The sequence below is a fragment of the Tenacibaculum larymnensis genome (genome assembly GCF_028829235.1).
Lineage (GTDB): Bacteria > Bacteroidota > Bacteroidia > Flavobacteriales > Flavobacteriaceae > Polaribacter > Polaribacter larymnensis.
Genome location: NZ_JAIWJY010000011.1, coordinates 61,470 through 81,970, shown reverse-complemented (window position 1 = coordinate 81,970; position 20,501 = coordinate 61,470). Strand labels below are relative to the sequence as shown.

Annotated in this window: 5 protein-coding genes; all 5 read left to right on the top strand. The window is 32.4% G+C overall.

The annotated features are described in order from the left end of the window. The first annotated feature begins 15 nt into the window (after window positions 1-15). The 5 genes from LCI24_RS14515 (at window position 16) to LCI24_RS14495 (ending at window position 20,458) form a co-directional block, all read left to right on the top strand. Window positions 16-5,439 (top strand): fibronectin type III domain-containing protein, encoded by a 5,424-nt coding sequence (locus tag LCI24_RS14515; RefSeq protein WP_274641023.1) that lies wholly within the window; start codon window positions 16-18, stop codon window positions 5,437-5,439. Between the two features lie 2 nt (window positions 5,440-5,441). Beyond that, on the top strand, window positions 5,442-5,855 hold the full coding sequence (locus LCI24_RS14510; protein WP_274641022.1) for a hypothetical protein: 414 nt from the start codon (window positions 5,442-5,444) through the stop codon (window positions 5,853-5,855). 71 nt (window positions 5,856-5,926) lie between these two features. Beyond that, window positions 5,927-10,537: a hypothetical protein gene (locus tag LCI24_RS14505; protein ID WP_274641021.1), complete on the top strand. Its 4,611-nt coding sequence runs from the start codon at window positions 5,927-5,929 to the stop codon at window positions 10,535-10,537. Next, on the top strand, window positions 10,530-12,629 hold the full coding sequence (locus tag LCI24_RS14500; protein WP_274641020.1) for a fibronectin type III domain-containing protein: 2,100 nt from the start codon (window positions 10,530-10,532) through the stop codon (window positions 12,627-12,629). Before LCI24_RS14505 ends, LCI24_RS14500 begins: the two co-directional genes overlap by 8 nt. An 11-nt stretch (window positions 12,630-12,640) precedes the next feature. Next, complete coding sequence (locus LCI24_RS14495; protein WP_274641019.1) at window positions 12,641-20,458, top strand: T9SS type A sorting domain-containing protein; 7,818 nt, start codon at window positions 12,641-12,643, stop codon at window positions 20,456-20,458. Window positions 20,459-20,501: the final 43 nt, after the last annotated feature.

Below are 20,501 nucleotides of genomic sequence, written 5' to 3'. Positions count from 1 at the left end.
CCTTTACCCTATTGTATGAAAAGAAAGCTACTCTTTGCTACATTTTTATTAGTTTTTTTTAATAGCATTTTTGCTCAGCAGTTTCCAGTCAGTATTATTCCAAGAGTAAAAGCACCGGCACCAGTTAATTTTTATAACTATGCAGATGATGCTAGTTTAAATAGCCCTTTAACAGTACAAATTTTTTTAAACGATTTAACCATACCAAGTCGTCAAATAAGACTAAAAACGTATTTTGAAGGAGGTAACATACGTTTTTCAAGTAAGGATTTTGTAGTTGGAGCACAAGACTTGTTTTTAGAAGGAGGAATACCTTTAACATTAAGAAATACAGAGTTAGCACCATATTATAGGCTTGAAAATATACAAGGAATAAGTTCTTCTGTTTATGGACAAACAATACCAGAAGGAAGTTATAATTTTTGTTTTGAGGTATATGATTACATATCAGGAGCAAAATTATCAGCAAAAAAATGTGCTACTGTATTTATATTTAAAAATGAACCACCAATACTAAACATTCCATTAACAGGAAGTAATATTGAACCCACAGATTTTGAAAACATTATTTTTCAATGGACACCTCGTCACATCAATGTTAGCAATGTAGAGTATGAATTTAGTATTGTTGAAGTTTGGGATAATTCAGTAAACCCTCAAACAGCATTTTTATCACAAATCCCTATTTATGAGGAAACAACTAGAAGAACAACCTTAATTTATGGGCCAGACAAGCCTTTATTATTACCTGGGAGAAAATATGCTTGGAGAGTAAGAGCTAAAGCGTTACAAGGCTTAGAAGAAATAGGATTGTTCAAAAACCAAGGATACAGTGAGGTTTTTTGGTTTTCAAGAACAGCACCGTGCCAAGTACCACAAGGGATATCAGCAGAAGCTAAAGGAACTTCAAAAATTAATGTTTTTTGGGGACAAGATCCAACAGTTTATTCAGAATATATTATAGCATATAGAGAAAATGGAAAGGCAAATGCCAATTGGTTTACTAAAAGAACTAACAGTAGTTGGGCAACTATATGGAACTTAAAACCAGGAACTACTTATGAATATAAAATAAAAGGAAAATGTAGTTATCAGTTTAGTGATTATTCAGAATTACAATATGTAACTACAGACTTGATACAAAATGAAGATGCTAATTATAATTGTGGTATAGTTCCCGATGAAATAGCCATTTCTAATAGAAATCCACATGCAGGATTAACTATAGGTGATGAAATTACTGCTGGAGATTTTAAAGTAATTATAACAGAAATTCAAAGCCAATCAAACGGAAGGATTTCAGGAAAAGGTTATGTGGCTATTCCATACTTAAAGTTTGCTAGGTTTGGTGTGACTTTTTCAAACATTTTAATAAATACAGCTAATCAATTAGCAGAGGGAGAAATAGTAACATTATACGATCCAGAATTTGGAAAGGGGGCATCAGCTGATGTGGATGTAGATGTGGATATTTCTGATGGAATTAATGGAGATGATGGAATTAAGGATGATTTAGTAGAAGTTGATTTTGTAATAGATGAAGTAAAAATAGATGCAAACGGGGCAATCGTCGTTACAGGAACAAATGGAGAAGAAGCGATTATACCAGGTGATGATGATATAAGTATAAAAAGTGCTAATGGAGATGTATGGTCGGTAGGAGAAGATGGAACTATTACAAAAGAAGAAGGAGCAGAAGGAGGTGCTGTTGCTGAGAATACGACAAATGGTATAGATAATGAAGGTAATGTTAATTCAATAACAGCAACAGGAGTTACAGTTGTTTTTCAAGAATCTGGAGATTATTACTTCGATGCATTACCAGAAAACACTTCTACAACTTTTGAAAAAGAATACAAAATCTTAGAGGCAAATGGTACAAAATATAAAGTACCATATAAAGCAGTATCAGATATAGAAGGAGAAGATTTTATTACAGCTAAGGTTGCTATCAACGATGCTAGTATTTCAAAAGAAGATATCATTTTTAAAACAAAAGACGGAGCAAAAGTAGAAGCTAACTGGAATAATAATAGTACAGAAGTAACATTAAAACTAAAAAGAAAGTTTGATTATGCAGATGAGGAAATTTTTGCGGTTGTAAAGTCTAAAGAGGATAATGAAAAATATGATATAGCGGGTAGTTTAATAACAACACACTTAGCATCTAAAGAATTAGAAGCTATAAATGTAACCTTAATACCAGTTGGAGATGGTGTTGTAATTAATGATGCATTAAAAGAAAAAACAGCAGAAATATATAGCAAAGCAGGAGTTCGATTAAATATTCAAACAGGACAAAGTATTTTGCCAGATGAGGTGTATGGTTGGGATAAAGATGGAAACAAAAGATTAAAGGTAGGAGATAGTTCTATACTATCACATTACACGGATGAACAGCTGATGTTTAATAACTATGTTAAGCAACAAGAGTATTATACAGATAAAACATATTATGTTTTTGTTACGAATATATCTATAACTAACGCCAATGTTTCTGGTTTTATGCCATTGAAAAGGCAGTTCGGTTTTGTGTTTACTCAAAATGCAACCACAGTAACAAAACAATCTAGAACTTTAGCACACGAATTAGGACACGGAATTTTTGGATTAGAACATACTTGGGATGAGTACCAATTTGGGCAAGGTGCTACTAACTTCTTAATGGATTATGGTAGTGGTACTGTTCTAAATCATTTAGATTGGAAAAAAATGCATGCTCCAGGTGTGCAATTGTATTGGTTCCAAGGAGATGAAGATGGAGAGTATAATGATGAAGAGTTTACAGACAAGGTTTTCCAATTAATAAGGTGCGCATATATCAATTCCGAAGATGGATATATGAAGTTTAACACCAACATATTTGGCAAGAAAGGAAAGTATTCTTTTAGGTGGAAAGGTAGTCTTGTTGGTATAATAATAGGAGAAGGAACTTTTGAAGGACAGTCAGTATATGAACCAGTACGTTTAACAAAGGCTGTAATAGACAACCATAATCCAGGAGATCGTTTTAGTCTACTGTATAAAAATGTAGAAATTTATACACCAAGATATGATTCAGGAGCCTCTCCAGAAACATTAAAAAAACTAAAAGAGTACTTATTTCCAGAAGATAAGTCAGAAATAGAGAGAGAATCAAGACAAATTTTAGCAGAAATATTAAATGAAAATAAACAAGAGTTTACTGAGGAAGATTTCGAAAAAATAAAAAGTATAGCTAATTGTGGTGTACAATACTTTACTGCTAAAGAGAGGTACGAAATCATAGCAAGAACAATAAAGTACCTTAATAGAGAAAAGAAATGGGTTACCGAATATTATGAAGATTTATTTTTAGATCTTATTGAGACAGCTCCGAAAAAAGGTACATCTGTATGGGCGTATTCTAATAATTTTCTGGAATATTTATTAGAAGATATTGGAGTATTTCAAAAGTTATTCATGCAATTAAGTGACGACACAGCAGGTAATTTATGGGTTGGAAATGAAGATAATTTCACAAGATTTATTGGTGCAATATATAAACTATGGGCTGGAAGCAAATATGCAGATACGGATAAGTTTAAATATATTGAAAGAATAACTAATGAAGGTTCAAGTTTAACTCCGTATTGGATACACTACGATGGTAACTCATGGTTTCCAAAAGTATCTTATGAAAATCCTGTTTTTTTATCAGATGGTTTTACTATTAAACAAAAGAAAGGAAGTAAAACTATTGCAGACTTAAAGTTTGAATATTACCAACCAATTCAAATAACTTTTGAAGGAAATAGTAACTCTAAAGTAACAAAAGTAATACCTGCAATTTTCTTTGGAGGCACTATAAAAAAAGATAATTTATCGAAGAGTTTAGATCAGGCAGGATTAGCGTTTGATGTTGCTTTAACATTAACAGCTATAGGTAATTTTACAAAACTCAGACACTTGTCTACTTTACATAAAGTAGGAAGAGTTACAATAGGAACGGTTGATATAACAAATAGTTTCCTTTCAATGATGGTTAAGTATGGGGATTTAGAATATTGCCAAAAAAATAAAGAGTTCTGTAATACTTTTCTAGAATACAGTACATATCTCCAGCTAGGACTTATGGGAGGAGGTATTATTGATGCTAAAATCACCGCTAGTAGGATTAAGACTAAAGAATTATATGAGTCAGCCAGAGGAGATTTAGATGACGCTGATGAGATAAAAAAAGTATTAGATGAACATTTTGCTATCAATGCTCCAACAAATTGGTTAGAAAATCTTCCAAGTAAGTTGAAAAATGACCTAGCAGAAAATAAACTGTTAGAGGATCTCTTTAAAAAAGCTACGAATTTCCAAAGAGAGGATTTAATAGAAGCATGGAAAGTATTAGAAGGTTTCCCGAAAATAAGAATCATAGAGAGTAATCTTGAGGTTTTAGCTAAAGTAAGTTCTCGATTCACATATAGAGGAGAAACTTCGTATCAAGGATTAAAGAAATTATTTACAGGAGCAGAGAGTAAACAAAAGCTAATAAATGGATTAGAAGAAGCAGATAAACTTTTCGATATAAACCTTCCAGTTTCTTTTAGTGGGGTACAAAAAGGTGATGTTACTGTAAACTTAAAGGAAGAATATGCAAAAGTAATTGATCAATACGGTAGAGGAGATGAAGTAGCAAGATATGTTGATGGTGTTTTACAAAAAAAGAAAGTCATACCCGAAGAAGATGGAGCTAAAGTTGTTCAAAAAGGTGATGCTCCAGAAAATGATATTTTACAAAAAGGAGAAGAGATAGGGTTTAGAAGCCTTGGTATTAATGGTAATAACTCTAAGTTTAACAAATCTTATATAAATACTATTAATGGTTTCTCTGATAATATTTCTTCATTAGTAAGTAGCCATGGTTTAACATTAGATGATTTTCATTATATGATGCAAAAAACATCAGGAGCATTAACTAGTAGTGAAAAAGCAATAATGCAAAGTATTAGATCTAGTATTCCAAAACCTATTTCTACAACGGTAATGCAAAAAATCATTCCTAAAGATGATATTATAAAATACTTAAGAGAAAATAAACCATATAATAATGTAGGTGGTTATGTAGCAAGAGCTTCAGATACTAAACATTTAGAAAGTTATGATGATATATATCATGGTTTAAGAATGGATTATAATGGTACTCCTTTTTTTATAGAAGATGGTAGTTGTGGAGTAATTAGATTTACGTCTAAAAATACTAAAAGTGTTATTATACCTTCAGGTGTAGACTATGCAAAGTACGATTACCCTTTTACAGCTCATGGTTTTACAGCTGGTAAGAGTGGAAGACTAGGGGCTCCTGAATGGCACCTTCAAACTCGCTTAGATTTTGATGAAGGAGCAGAGTTATGGGAGGTTTTTAGTGATGGAACAGAGGTTTTAAGAGGTAAGTTTGTTAAAGATAGGTTTCAAAAAATAGAATAATTATGAATATTAGGTCAGGATATTATGGAGATTATATGGGAGAAGAATATAAGATGTATGGAAAGTCCTCAGGTTGGATAATTTGTAAGAAGAGGGGGAAGGATATTGAATTAACAAATAAAGAAGCAAAGAATAGTATAAAATCCGCTTACAGTGTTACAACATTTTGTAATTATAAATCAGGAAAATATTCAATAGAGTTTCTTTCAGATAAAGAAGTGTCATTAAACCCAGATATTAATACTTTAACAGAGGTACTAGGTAAGCACCCATATGATCACGGAATATATAAGCTAGAAATTTCATATAATGAATTCATAGCTAACGTTTCAATAATATGGGAAGAACGTAAAAAAATATCTGGTTTTCCTTTTAAGATAGAAAAAATAGCATATTTAAAAACAGATTGTAAATAAAAAAACTGCATAAGCTTTTTATATTAAGAGATTTAATATGAATTAGAAAAACAATAAACCAACCAAACTAAATGAATAAAAAATTACCCCTAAGTTTTTTAATACTATTATTTATAAGTGTTTCGTTGTTCGCTACACCAAATTTTACAGAGCGTGACAGTTTAACTGTAAAAGAAGCAGATAAACCAACATTAAATCTAGAAACTAAAACACTTCGTAACTTTTCTTCACTCGATAAATTTGATGAATTAGAAGAAGCTTTAGAACCAGAAATACAACAACGATTTACCCAGCAAGGTTTTCAGTTTAATACAGCAGATTCACTAGTCAACAAAAAATGGTTAGATATGGCTACCAATACATTTAAAAGTATTGAAGAGTCAGAAAATTATATAGATGTTTTAACAAAAGACGGGTTAAGTCAGCTTCCTGTAGCAATTAAACCTGTTAGCATTAGTAATGTAAAATATACAGTAGGAATAGCAAAAGCTGTATTTAAACCATCGTACTCAGAACTAACAGTTTTTTTAAAAGTAGAGCTACCTAATACAAATCCTGATAGGGGAGAACAGGTGTTAATTTTAGGAGCTTCCGATGTAAAGTTATCTCATGAAGGAGGAATTATAGGAGATGCGAGACTACATTTAATATCGAAATTTACAGTTAATTTCAATAGCGGAACATTACTACTTACCTTAAATGGAAGTATGGAAGAACCAGGAACCTATGCAATTATTGATTGCTCTGGGTTTAAAGAAATGGGACTGGATGCAAATGTGAAATTTGCCAATGGCTTATTACATCCTGTTGATGAAAATGGAAAAAAGAAGATAGGTTATGTAGAAGCAGATTTTAAAACTTCGATTTCAGATTGGAATGATATGGTTGTGAATATATCACTACCAGAGTTTGGAATTAAAGGTATAGAAGGAACTACGTTCAAATTAAATACAGCTGTGTTTGATTTTAGCGATTTAAGAAATGATGAAGAAACTCCAAAGGCATACTTAGATAAGTTTTATAGTACGGAGCCGAATTTGTGGAGAGGAGTATATGTGAAATCACTTCAAGTAGTTTTACCACCTGAATTTAAAAAGAAAAATGAAGATAAAAGAGTTGCCTTTGGTGCTACAGATTTAATTATAGATGGGCAAGGAGTAACTGGTAAGTTTACAGGAGAAAATGTAATTGGATTGAACGAAGGAAGCGCTTCAGGTTGGGACTTTTCATTAGATTACTTTTTGTTAGATATAGAAACAAATCATTTAAAAGCAGGAGAGTTTGATGGAAAGCTAGTGCTCCCTGTATCTCAGCTAGACAGTCTACAATACAATGCTATTTTTCAACCAGGAGAATATAAATTGGCAGTTAAAACAGAAAAAGATATCAAGTTTAATGTTTGGAAGGCAAATGTTCATTTAACCAAAGATTCATATGTAGAAATGAAGGTTAAAGAAGGGAAGTTTAGACCTAAAGCAAATTTAAACGGATCTATGAGCCTTGCTTCTGGATTAAAAAAGGATGAAAAGGAGAGTAATGATACATCAAAAAGTATCATAAACTTTAAAGGAATAACATTCCAAAAAATGGTGTTACAAACAGAGTCACCTAAATTCTCTGTTGATTATTTCGGAGTTAAAGGGAAGTTACAACTAGCAAACTTTCCTATAGTAATTAATGAAATAGGTTTAAGAACCCCTGCGGATAATAAAGCAGAATTAGTTTTTGATTTTGCAGTGAATTTAACATCAGAATCAGATGGAGGAAACGGAGGAGCTTCAAAACTAGCTTTCAAAGCTAAAATGGATGAATCCGGAAACAAATGGGAGTTTGACGGTGTACGATTAGAGCACCTGTATATAAAAATGGATGTTGCTGGTATGCAGTTAAAGGGGGCAATTTTCATTTTTGAAGATGACCCAACCTACGGAACTGGATTTGCAGGTGCGGTTGGAGCTAAGTTTTCTACAGGAATAAAGCTAGAAGTAGAAGCAAAAGCTCTTTTTGGAAGAACAGATTCGTTTAGATATTGGTATGCAGATGCTAAAGTAACATTGCCACAAGGAATTCCAATTTTCCCTGGTTTTGCATTAAACGCTTTTGGAGGAGGTTTCTACAATAAAATGCGTATGGCAGGGAATTCAAATGCACAAGATGCTGCTTTCACAGAAATTGGAGCTTCAACTTCAGGAGTAATTTACGAACCGTATGAGCAAAACTCATTTGGAATGAAGGCGTCGGTAGGAATCATTACTCAAAACTCAGAAGAACTTTTTCATGCTACAGTAGAGTTTGGTATGGCTTTTAGAAAGTCAGGAGGATTACAAGAAGTATATATGAAAGGTTTTGGAGAACTAATAGCTTCTTTACCAGGTGATTTTTTTGATACTGTAAATAGTAATTTGTCTAGTATTGCAGCAGTAGGAAGCCAAGGAATTCCTGCACAAAGTCCTACAGCAGCAATTTCAGCAAATGTTTTTATTGGATTTGACTTTGTCAATGATATTTTCCATTCCACATCCGAAGTATATATAAATTTTGGAGTTTTAAAAGGAATTGGTCCTTCAGGAAGAGCAGGTTGGTTAGATTTTTATGTAGCACCAGATGAATGGCACATGCTTGTTGGAACTCCAGAAGACAGAGTAGGAGTAAAAATTGATTTAGGAATTCTAAAGATTAAAATGGATAGTTATTTCATGACAGGAGAAAACTTACCAGGAAGTCCGCCTCCACCTCCAATTGTTGCTGATATTTTAGGAGTTGATGTTGCTGAGCTCAACTATATGAGAGATGCTAATATGTTAGAATCTGGAAAAGGATTAGCTTTTGGTTCTAGCATGAGTGTTTCAACAGGAGATTTAAAGTTTTTAATCTTCTATGCTCGATTTGATGCAGGAATAGGGTTTGATATCATGTTAAAAGACTATGGAGAAGCTTATTGTAAAGGGTCTTCAGAAGTTATAGGAATGAATGGTTGGTATGCCAATGGACAAGCGTATGCATATTTGCAGGGAGTTTTAGGCGTGAAATTCAAACTCTTTGGAATTAAAAAGAAGCTACCTATCATAGCAGGTGGAGGTGCGGTATTGTTACAAGCAAGGCTACCAAATCCAGCATGGTTTAGAGGTTATTTGGCTGGAAAATATAACTTATTAGGAGGCTTAATTAAAGGAAGGTTTAGGTTTAAAATAGAGTTAGGAGATAAGTGTGAAATAGTAGGAGGAAGCCCGATAGATGGTATTGTTGTAATTAGTGATTTAAAACCAAAAGAAGGAAGTACAGATGTAGATGTATTTGCTGCTCCACAGGCAGTATTCAATTTACAGATTAATAAAATTTTTGAAATTCCTGACGATACGGGAGATAGAAAGTATAAAATTTTATTGGATGATTTTTCTGTAACAAAAGATGGGCAAAATATTGTAGGGGAGATAAAATGGAATGATCGAAATGATGTGGCAGTATTTTATTCACATGAAATTTTGCCACCACATGCTCAATTAAAAGCTAGGGTTCAATTACATTTTGAAGAATATAAAGAAGGAAGATGGCAAAAAATGAAGTCAGGAGGACAAATAGCTACAGAAGTTAAAGAGGTAAACTTCACAACAGGAGAAGCACCAGAAACAATACCATTAACTAATATAGATTATATGTACCCTGTACTAGGGCAAAAAAACTTCTTTATTGATGAGTATAATACAGCATATGTAAAATTAAAAAGAGGTCAAACATACTTGTTTGATGCCGCTCCAGATTGGAAAAAAGAAATGATAATGACCAGTGAATCTGGAGAAAGTTTCTATAAAGAGTTTACATATAACTCAGCTAAAAAGCAGTTAGTTTATACGCTACCAGCAAATCAAATGCAGACACAAACGCAATATGATGTAAGCTTGAAACTAACATCAGAAGCAGATGATTTGGATGATAATGTATCAGAAACATATGCTTCTAAAAATATTGGGGGAAGCTCTGAAAATACAGTTGAAGTAAAATCAAGGAAAGCAGAAGGAAATGTAAGTAAAGAAGGGGAGAAAGAATTGTTGGTGTATGATTTTAGAACAAGTAAGTACGAAACCTTCAGAGATAAAATGCGAGATATGAATAAAAGTAAAGATTTATATCAACACATTGTTTATCCCTATGGATTAACATTATTGTCAAGCATTGATTACCAAGAAGCATTTGATTTGGCAGAGTTGAGAGGAAATGAATATACTAGGTATCAGCCTTTAGTAGTATCAAGAGCAACTTTAGATGATAGTTACTATAGAAATCAGATTTATCCGTTAATTTATAACAACTACCCCTATGAAGGAAATATTTCAGTAAGTAGAGAAATTAATAAGGTAGGAGTACCACCAGTAGAAGGAGTGGAACCGATGACTTGGTATGTAACTTATTTAGAGAATAATTATTCGGGAGAAATAAATTTATATAATCCGTACAGGTATAATCTAACGTATTACTATTTAGAAGATTACGAAGATTTGAGATACCAATTAGTTAGTTCAAATATTAATTGGAATGGAAATCCTCAGTATATAAAATTAATAACGGAAGCTTTTCCTTATATGCGTCAAGGAAGATACAAGGCAACGTTACAATACGTTTTACCGGGTCAGGTAAAAAAGAGCAGAATAAATTCATTAAAATATTTAAACCCATTAAATGATTAAGAAGAAGAGTACACCTATCATCTTTATGCTTCTGATGTTGGGTATTACAGTAAAAATCTATGCCCAAAAAGAGATAGGTAATATTAAAGCAGAGGTAAAAGCAATTGCAACAGTATCCGAAAATAAAATATTACTACGTTGGGGAGTAACGACTCCAACAGCTTGGAAATATGCTAATAAGTATGGATATATAATTGAAAGAAAAACAATAGCGGTAGATAAAGAAATACTGGAGGAACCCGTAATAAAACAATTAACTCACATTCCTTTGAAACCTTATCCAATGATGGAATGGAAAGAGTTTTCAGAAGAAAATGATTATGCTGCATTAGCAGCGCAAGCATTATATGGAGAAGAGTTTGATGTAGAGATGAATGATGGAGGAGATGGATTGCTGAGTATTATAAATAAGGCACAAGTACTAGAACAGAGGTTCACTTTTGCCCTTTATGCGGCAGATCAGGATTTTAAAGTAGCAAAATTTTCAGGGTTGGCATTTACTGATGATACGGTAAAACCTACAGAACGCTATTTATATACCATACGAGTAGCTTTGCCAGAAGAGAAGAAAGATCTGATCAAAGCAGGAGGAGTATATTTAGGACTGCTAGATAAAAAACCACTGCCTGAGCCACAAGAATTTGTTGGGGTTTTTAAAGATAAAACAGTTATTCTAAGTTGGAATAAAACAATCTTAAAAAAGTACTATACTAATTACATTATTGAGAAATCGGAGGATGAAGGAAAAACTTTTAAAAAACTACTAGGTACACCAGTAGCAACTTTAGGAGAAAAAGAAAAGAATCCATCAAATAGAATGATGTATATAGATAGTCTTTCTCAAAACAATAAAACATACTCCTATAGGATTAAAGGAATATCTCCTTTTGGTATTGAAGGACCTTATTCAAAAATTGTTTCAGGTAAAGGAATAAAACCATTAACACACACACCATTTATTACAGATGTAAAATTGAATAATGAAGGAGGAATTTTAAGTTGGGAGTTTCCTTCGGAAGGAGTTAGTACGCTCAGTAATTTTAAGTTAGCAAGAGCTAATACCCCAAAAGGTAAGTTCCTTACTGTAAAAGAAAACATATCAAAGAACAAAAGAACTGTTAAGTTAGAAAACTTACAAGCCATAAATTATTATAAAATTGTAGCTGTAGGTAATGATGGAGGTACCCGAGAATCTTTTCCAAAAATGGTACAACCTGATGATAGTACACCTCCTGCTGTTCCAATTATGTTAAAAGGAACTATAGATTCCCTTGGAGTAGTAAGGTTACAATGGAAACAAAATGAAGAAATAGATTTTTTAGGGTATAGAGTATTCAAAGCTAATTTAAAAACAGATGAATTTACTCAAGTAACATTTGAACCTATACCAAACAATACGTTTATAGATACAATAAACATTAAAACATTAAATAAAAAGATTTATTACAAACTTCAAGCTTTTGACAAAAGATATAATCCATCAGAATTTTCTGAAGTTTTAGAATTAAATAGACCGGATATAGTACCTCCAACTGCACCCGTTTTCACTTCTTTTAAATCAGATAAAGGTAGAGTTGAAATAGAATGGATATCAAGTACTAGTAATGATGCTCAATCTACCGTAATTTATAGAAAAGAAAAGGGTGTAAAAGAGCCATGGTTGATGTTAAAGAGTTTACCGCTATTAGAAAATAAATTTATAGATGAAACTGGAGTTGTTGGAAAAACATATCTGTATACAGCTTTGACTATAGATGAATCTGGACTTGAATCAGAACCTATTACACCTTTAAAAATAACAGTTTTAGATAATTCACCTAAGTCAAGTATAGAAAAATTTACAGGATATGTAAATAGAGAAGAGAGATATATTGAGCTGAATTGGAATTACAAAGAAGCAAATACTAAAGAGTTTGTTTTATACAAAGCAGAAGAAGGTAAAAAGCCAACGATGTATAAAGTTTTTAAAGCAGATACTAATAAGTTTAAAGATAAAGATTTATTAATAAACACAAAATATACATTTTTAATTCAAGCAATTTTTGAGTCAGGAGCAAAATCTCCACTTAACAAAATTGAAATAAACTATTAAAAGGAAGCTATATGAAAAGAAATATACTCTTAATTATATTCTTATTTTTTTCAATTATATCGCAAGCACAAAAGTATACCATAAAAGTTGAAGGTTATATAGGACAAGGAAGGTCTTCTTGTGGTTCTAACAAAAATGGTTTAGGAGGAATAAAAATGTTTTTCTCTGATGGAACCACAAAATATTTAAGAGATCCTGCGATTTATGGGTTACGCTTTATTAATCAAATGTATTCACATGAAGACACTTTTAATGTATCTAAAAAAGTAACCAAAGTAGAGTTTCATACAATCACTAGAAGAAATGGAACTTTTGGATGTAAAAGTTCTAAAGAATCTTGGATTTCGGTAAATGTAACTTCTCCTTGTTTTTATAAACAATATCAGAAAGATGAAGTATACAGAAGTGATATAAATAGAGGTTGGGCACGGATCTCTATAGAACCTGATATTTCTCTATCATATCCCGATGGATCAAGTACTTCAAGAGTAAAAACAGTTTGCGAAAGTAGTCCAGTTAGAATTAAGGCAACTTCAGGTTTTACTCCAGCTTCAGGTGTATATGTTTGGGAATTCTTTGATCCAGTAAATACTGAGACTAGAACACATCCAGATTATCAAGATTTATTAAATGCTGTATCTTCAGCAGAAGCAGCTTATGATGATTGTGTAAGAAGAGAGAGAGACATTGACAGGTGTTCAGGTTTTATGATGGCTTTATTTGAGGCGAGGAGAAATTTGAATAATTACACAGGTCCTAAAACGATACAGGTAAGTGTTTGGAGAACTATCACGAATAAAACAGGGCAAGCCACAATTGATTTAAAACTATCTGATTTGTATTCTTCAGCTACAGATAGAAAAAAGGCATTGACTAAAAATATAAACATACATGTAAAACCAAGCTGCAACAGCTCTATTACTACGAACAATGTTACTCTACAATTTTTACCTGATGCTCCGCAGATAGCAAAAGCTCCAACAATAAAGCAACCTACTTGTTCTTACAGTACAGATGCAGACTTTAAACTGTATTTCACAAGACAACTTTTTAGTTATGAAAAAATAGATTTTAATCTTTTAAAGAAAACATTAACAAATGAATATGTAGCTGTTGATAATAACCCAGGAATTACTTCATTTGTAAGTTCAGGAGGATATTGGATGTATGATTGGAAGCCAAGTTCAGGAACATTAACATCAGGAGATTATAGGGTTGAGGTAACTGGATTTAATAGAAGTACAGGTTCTCCTCTATGTGAGAAGTACTCGTATGATTTTCAAATAAAGTCTCCACCAAAAGTAGTTTTTAGTGCTTCAAAAGTTCAGAATGAAACATGTTATAATAGTAAAGATGGAAAAATTAAAATAGAGGGATCAGGAGGATCAGGTAGTTTTTACTATAGTTTAAATAATGGAGCTACTTGGAGTTCGTCAACGTTTTCAGGTCAAATTACAATTAACGGATTATCACCAGCTAATTATGTAGTAAGGATAAAAGACACTAAAGGTTGTATAGATAAAAATAAGACTTCACAATCAATAACAATAAGTGGAAAAAATAAAATAACACATACTTTACCGTCCAATGCAGTTACGCATCCTAGCGCAGTAGGAAGCACTGATGCTTCTATAAAAATAAGTAGTGTAAGTGGAGGCACGCCTTTTAGTAACTATTACAATTATACAGTTTTACTAAATGGAAGCACAACCAATACTAGAAGTGGTAGGGCCTATGTAGGAGGTTTTACAATACCTAATTTACCTGCAGGAACCCACCAAATTAGATACACAGATAAAAATAACTGTACGCAAGAATATACACTTCCTAAGATTATAGATCCAAAACCAATAACATTTTCTGTTAGTTCAGTAAAACCAGATTGCTATCAAGGTAAAGGAACAATTAATGTAACAAGTATTACAGGAGGGTACCCTAACTATACTGTTATTTTAAAAAGAGGTTCAACAATACTAAGTACATTAACAGGAAGAACAAATAGTGCCTCTTTTAATATTGAGGCAGGAAACTATACTGTTTTAGTTAAAGATAGTAAACAAGGTAGCTTAGAAAAATCTATTGCAGTAATAGAACAATCAGAGGTAGTTATTTCAAGAGTAAACTTGACAGCTCCAATAAAATGTAGTGGAGGTAGAGCCTCTGTAAGTATTACAGCTACAGGAGGAAAGTCAAATGCATATCAATATGCAGTATACAAGAGCTCGGGAATCTTATGGCAAAATAGTAATGTGTTTTCGTTACCAGCAAGTAGTACTGGATATAGGTTTATAGTGAGAGATAAAAATATAACTACTTGTAGATCTAAAGTTTCCTCGTCAATAACAATAACAGAACCTTTACCAATTGAAATGATGGTTAACTCTGTAAAACATAATAATGTGTTCGGAGAGGCTAAAGGGGAAATATCATTAACCATAGATGGTGGAATTCCAAACTATACTATAACATGGAGAAAGAAATATGATACTTCTTTTTCTAGAACAGGAAATACAATTACAGGACTAAGGGCAGGGTTTTATATAGCTACCATTAAAGATAGTAACGGGTGTACAATAACTTCTAATGAAATACAAGTTAGAGAAAACCCTCAATTAGTTGCTTCTCTTACTGTTAGTAAAGCCATTAGTTGTAATGGTGGTGTAGGCTCGTTAATAGTGAATCCATCTGGAGGATCAAATAGTTATTCATATAAATGGTTTAAAGGAGGTACAGAATTGATAGGGAAAACAACCAATCAGTTGGTAAATATTAGTAAGGGTAATTACTCTGTTACTATCAATGATGGATTTACAAGTATTTCAAGAAGTATTTCATTAATAGAACCAAGCTCGATTACTTTAAACATAACTAAAACAGATATTTCTTGTTATGGAGCTGAGGATGGAAAAATAAAACTTACCATCGGAGGAGGAACTCCACCGTATGAATACTCTATTGATAATCAAACATCGTTTCAAACAGTAAGTAGTTTAGTTAATAATACAATTGATGGATTAACGGTTGGAAATTTTACTGTTTTGATTAGAGATAGTAAAGGGTGTTTAGTTAGTACACCAGCAACTACCATAATAAAACAGCCGACTCAAATTAAAATTGATAGTTTTTCTATAATAAATTGTGAAGTAGCAGGGAATAATGAAGGAGCTATAACAATAGAAACATCAGGAGGTGAAGGAGCGCATAACTATAAATGGACAAAAGAAGGTGATGCGTCTTTTACTAGTAATACTAAAGATATAAATAATCTATTTGCAGGAATTTATCATGTAGTTATAAGAGATGCAAAAGGATGTGAAATAACTCAGTCATATGAAGTAAAGGAACCACAGCCTATACAAGTAGCTATAAAACAAACAAAAAATATTTTATGTAATGGTGATGAAACTGGTGAATTGCTAGCTGAGGTATCAGGTGGATATCCAATATATTCAACTCCAATTGACTTTGATTATAAATGGTATGATATATCTTCAGGGGCACCGGTTTTATTAAATTCAGACCTAAAACAAAATAAAATAAGCAACCTTAAAGCAGGAAGTTATAGAGTGGTAGTAAATGATATAAAAGGAGCTACTACACAAAAAGAGATTATAATTAGCCAACCAGCTAAAATTGAAGTAAACTTAGCGTCGAGTACAAACGTGAGTTGTTTTGGAGGAGGAGATGGTAGTATTGATATTACTATTTTAGGAGGAACTAAACCATATAATTTTTCTTGGAAGAGTACTAATAACACAGCCTTTAATAAAACAACGGAAGATGTTACAGAGTTAAAAGAAGGAACTTATTATGTAGAGGTTACTGATAGTAATGGGTGTACATTTACTTCTAATAACTTTACGATAGAACAGCCTTTAGCAGCGTTGGAAGTGTCTAGCTATACAGTTAATAACTTAACAGGTTTTGAAACAAAAAATGGAAGCATATCTGTTGATGTTGTTGGAGGAACACCAAGCTATACATATGAATGGAGACAAAAAGGAAACACGACTATCTTAGGAACAGCCAACCCGTTTAAGAATATAGAAGCAGGAGAATATGAATTAACTGTTAAAGATGCTAATGGTTGTATTACAACTGGAAGTTATACTGTTACAGAACCAGAATTATTAGTGGTTGATAATATAATTGAACAAGGAGAAAACCTTTGTTTTGGAGATAATGATGTAAACTTAACAGCTGAAGTTAGCGGAGGAGTAACTCCATATAGTTATTCATGGAAATTAAAAGGAGGAGGTGTAGAACTAGGTACTATCAATAAACTTAGTAATATAGGTGCAGGAATTTATGTAATAACAGTAACAGATAAAAATGGAAATATTGCTACAAAAGAATATGAAGTAATAGAACCATTACAGTTAGAAATTACAGGAATAACTAAAGTAGACGTGTCTTGTAATGGAGGAGCAGATGGTTTCATAGATGTAAACGTTTCAGGAGGAACTGCACCATATACATATAGTTGGAAGCATGGAACAATTGGTAGTAGTTTAAACTCTTTACAAGCTGGTATATATGAAGTGGTTGTTAGAGATAAAAACCTATGTGAGGTTACAACAAAGGTTACAATTAAAGAACCAACAATTTTAGCTATAGATAATTCAGTAATAAAAGATGTTACAGGTTTTGGGTTATCAAATGGAGAAATAAGTATAAATGTTGTTGGAGGAACACCAAACTATACTTATGAATGGAAAAATTCAAGCGGAATTGTACAAAGCAGTACAACCTCTAAATTATCAGGAGTTAAAGCAGGAGAATATTCGATAAAAATAACAGACACCAAAGGATGTTTAGTGGAAAAAACATATACAGTTAATGAACCAGAATTGTTAACGGTAAATGTAAGCGAAACTTCAATTTTATGTAAAAATGGAGTAGGAACACTAACAGCTGAAGTTAAGGGAGGAGTAATACCATATATGTATTCGTGGAAGTTAAAAGGAAATGCTACAGTAGTAAGTACTACTAATGCACTTAAGGATGTAGGAGTAGGAATTTATGTGGTAATAATCACCGATAAAAACGGAAATACAGCCACCAAAGAGTATGGGTTAACCGAGCCATCATTACTTGAAATTACAGGGATAAGCAAAGGAGATGTAGCATGTTATGGAGGTACGGATGGATTTATAGATATAACAGTTTCAGGAGGAGTAGCACCTTATACCTATAGTTGGAATCATACAAGTTTAGACACTAGAAAAGTAGAAAACTTATCTTCAGGTATATACTCAGTTGTAGTTACTGACAAGAACGGGTGCAAAACAACAAAAGAGGTAACAATCAATCAACCAGAAAAGTATGATATAACGAATGTAAAATTAATAAGACCTTCATCAAACTTAGTAGATGATGGTAGTATTGAAGTGTTTTTCGTAGGAGGAGTAGCACCTTATTCATTTGAGTGGAAAAATGAAACAGGGAATACAGTTTCTACAAAAGCATCTAGTGATTTATCCGATAAAATAGAGAACCTACCAGAAGGTATCTATACAATTATAATAAAAGACGCTGAAGGCTGTATAATTGAAGAAACATACAATTTAGCAAGTCCAGGAGAATTATTAGTAGAAATAACACAGGTACAAGAAGTAAAATGTCATGATGCCTCAAACGGTATCTTAGACGTAATTACCGTTGGTGGAGTTGGAGGAAACAATTATGCATGGTATAATGCAGATAGTAATGAGCTTATAGGGACAGAAAAACAGCTTAAAAATATTTCAGCAGGTAATTATTATGTAATAGTAAATAACGCAGAAGGAATAGAAGAAAAAAGTTCAATTTTTACAGTTTCAGAACCCACAGAAATTCAGTTAGCAATCAAAGAAATAGATTTAAGTTGTTTCAATTCCAATGATGGAAGTTTTGAGGTAGAAGTACAAGGAGGAACAGGAAATTATCAATTTAGATATAGAGATGTATCAAGCTTTAGTGATTGGATAAGTGTAGCAGGAAATACTATAAAAGTGAATAACTTAAAGAAGAACACTTACACACTTCAAGTAAGAGATGCAAACAATTGTTTAGCTCTAAATACAGATGGAGGCTCAGACTTTACAATAGAAATCACTCAGCCATTACCACTATCAGTTTCAAATGTATTGATAGAAGAAGTTACAGGGTTTGGATTATCAAACGGATCAATTTCTGTGGGAATAGTAGGAGGAACACCACCTTATGCTTATGAATGGAAAGATAGCTCAGGGACGACGATTTTAACAGGCAGTAATAAAATTGCATCTATCTCAGCAGGCAAATATCAATTAATTACAACAGATAGTAAAGGCTGTACTTTAATTAAAGAATATGTAATAAGTCAGCCGTTAAAATTGGAAGTAACTATAGTAAAGACTTCAGTAATTAGTTGTAATGGAGAGGAAGACGGAACTTTAACAGCTCAAGTTGTTGGAGGAGTAAAAGGATACACTTATAAGTGGTATAAAGAATCAAGTAGTCCTTTACCATTAGGAACTTCGCAATCAGTTTCAGGTTTAGGTGAGGGAGTATATTATGTAGTAGTTGAAGATTCAAAAGCAAATACAGTAAAAAGCGCTTTATATAATTTAAAAGAGCCTGAAATATTAGCATTACAGTTAGGTTCAGACTATACTTTATGTGGAACAGGAAATGATTGGACAGTAAATACAACAGTAACTGGAGGGACTGCACCATATAGCTATCTGTGGAATACAGGAGATAACAATGCTATGTTACAAAGTGTACCTATTGGAGAGTATAGTGTAACAATTGTAGATGCTAATGGTTGTAGAGTATCAGGAGCAATAAAATTAACACTACCACCAGAAATATCAATAGTAAGTGAAACTATAACAAAACCAACTTGTTTTCAAGGAAATGATGGTAGTATTGCATTAGAAGTTACTGGAGGAGCTCCTCCTTATGAATATACTTGGAGTAATTCAAGAAAAGGTAAGGTAGTTACAGGACTAACTTCAGGAGAATATACTGTAGAAGTAAAAGATAGTAAAGGGTGCTTTATAACAAAATCTTTTACAGTTGAAGATCCAGAGCAAATAGAACTAGATTTAGGTACTGATGTAACACTGTGTGTAGATCAAACATATATTTTAGATGCAACTATTATTGATGGTGTAGCATATAGTTGGAGCTCAACAAGCGGATTTACAAGTAATGAAGCTATTGTTGAGGTAAAAGAAGAAGGAATTTATACTGTAATAGCAACAGATAAAAAAGGATGTGTGGTAGAAGATAGTATTGAAATTATACGCTCAAAACAAGAGATATCTGCAGATTTAGCTGTATCAACACAAGTGTTTACAGATGAAAGTTTTGTAGCAGTAAATATTAGTAGTGTTGTAGCAGATGAGGTAGTATGGATATTGCCAGACGAAGCAATTATTAATGAAAGTAACGATAGTTATACAGAAATAGAATTTGTAAAAGAGGGAGAGTATGAAATAACTATGGTAACTAGAATAGGAAGTTGTGAAGCAATGATAACAAAGAAAGTAATTGTCATCGATAGAGAAGTTACAACAACTGAAGAAGACCAAAGGAGTGCCTCGCCAATGATTACAGACCTAGTAATATATCCAAACCCATCTTCAGGTAAGTTTACGGTAGATATAGAATTAAAAGAACAAAACTTAGTTAGTATGAAGGTTTTAGAAATGCTAGGAGGTAGTTTAGTAGATGCTAAAACTATGAATGGTGCTGATAAGTATAAAGTTGATTACGATTTGAGTTTAGTTTCAGGAATATATTTTATCTTAATAGAAACAGAAGAACAAAGAATAATTCAGAAGTTAATAATTAACTAAATAAGAATTAGACATTATAAAAAGCCGTTAATAATTAAATTAA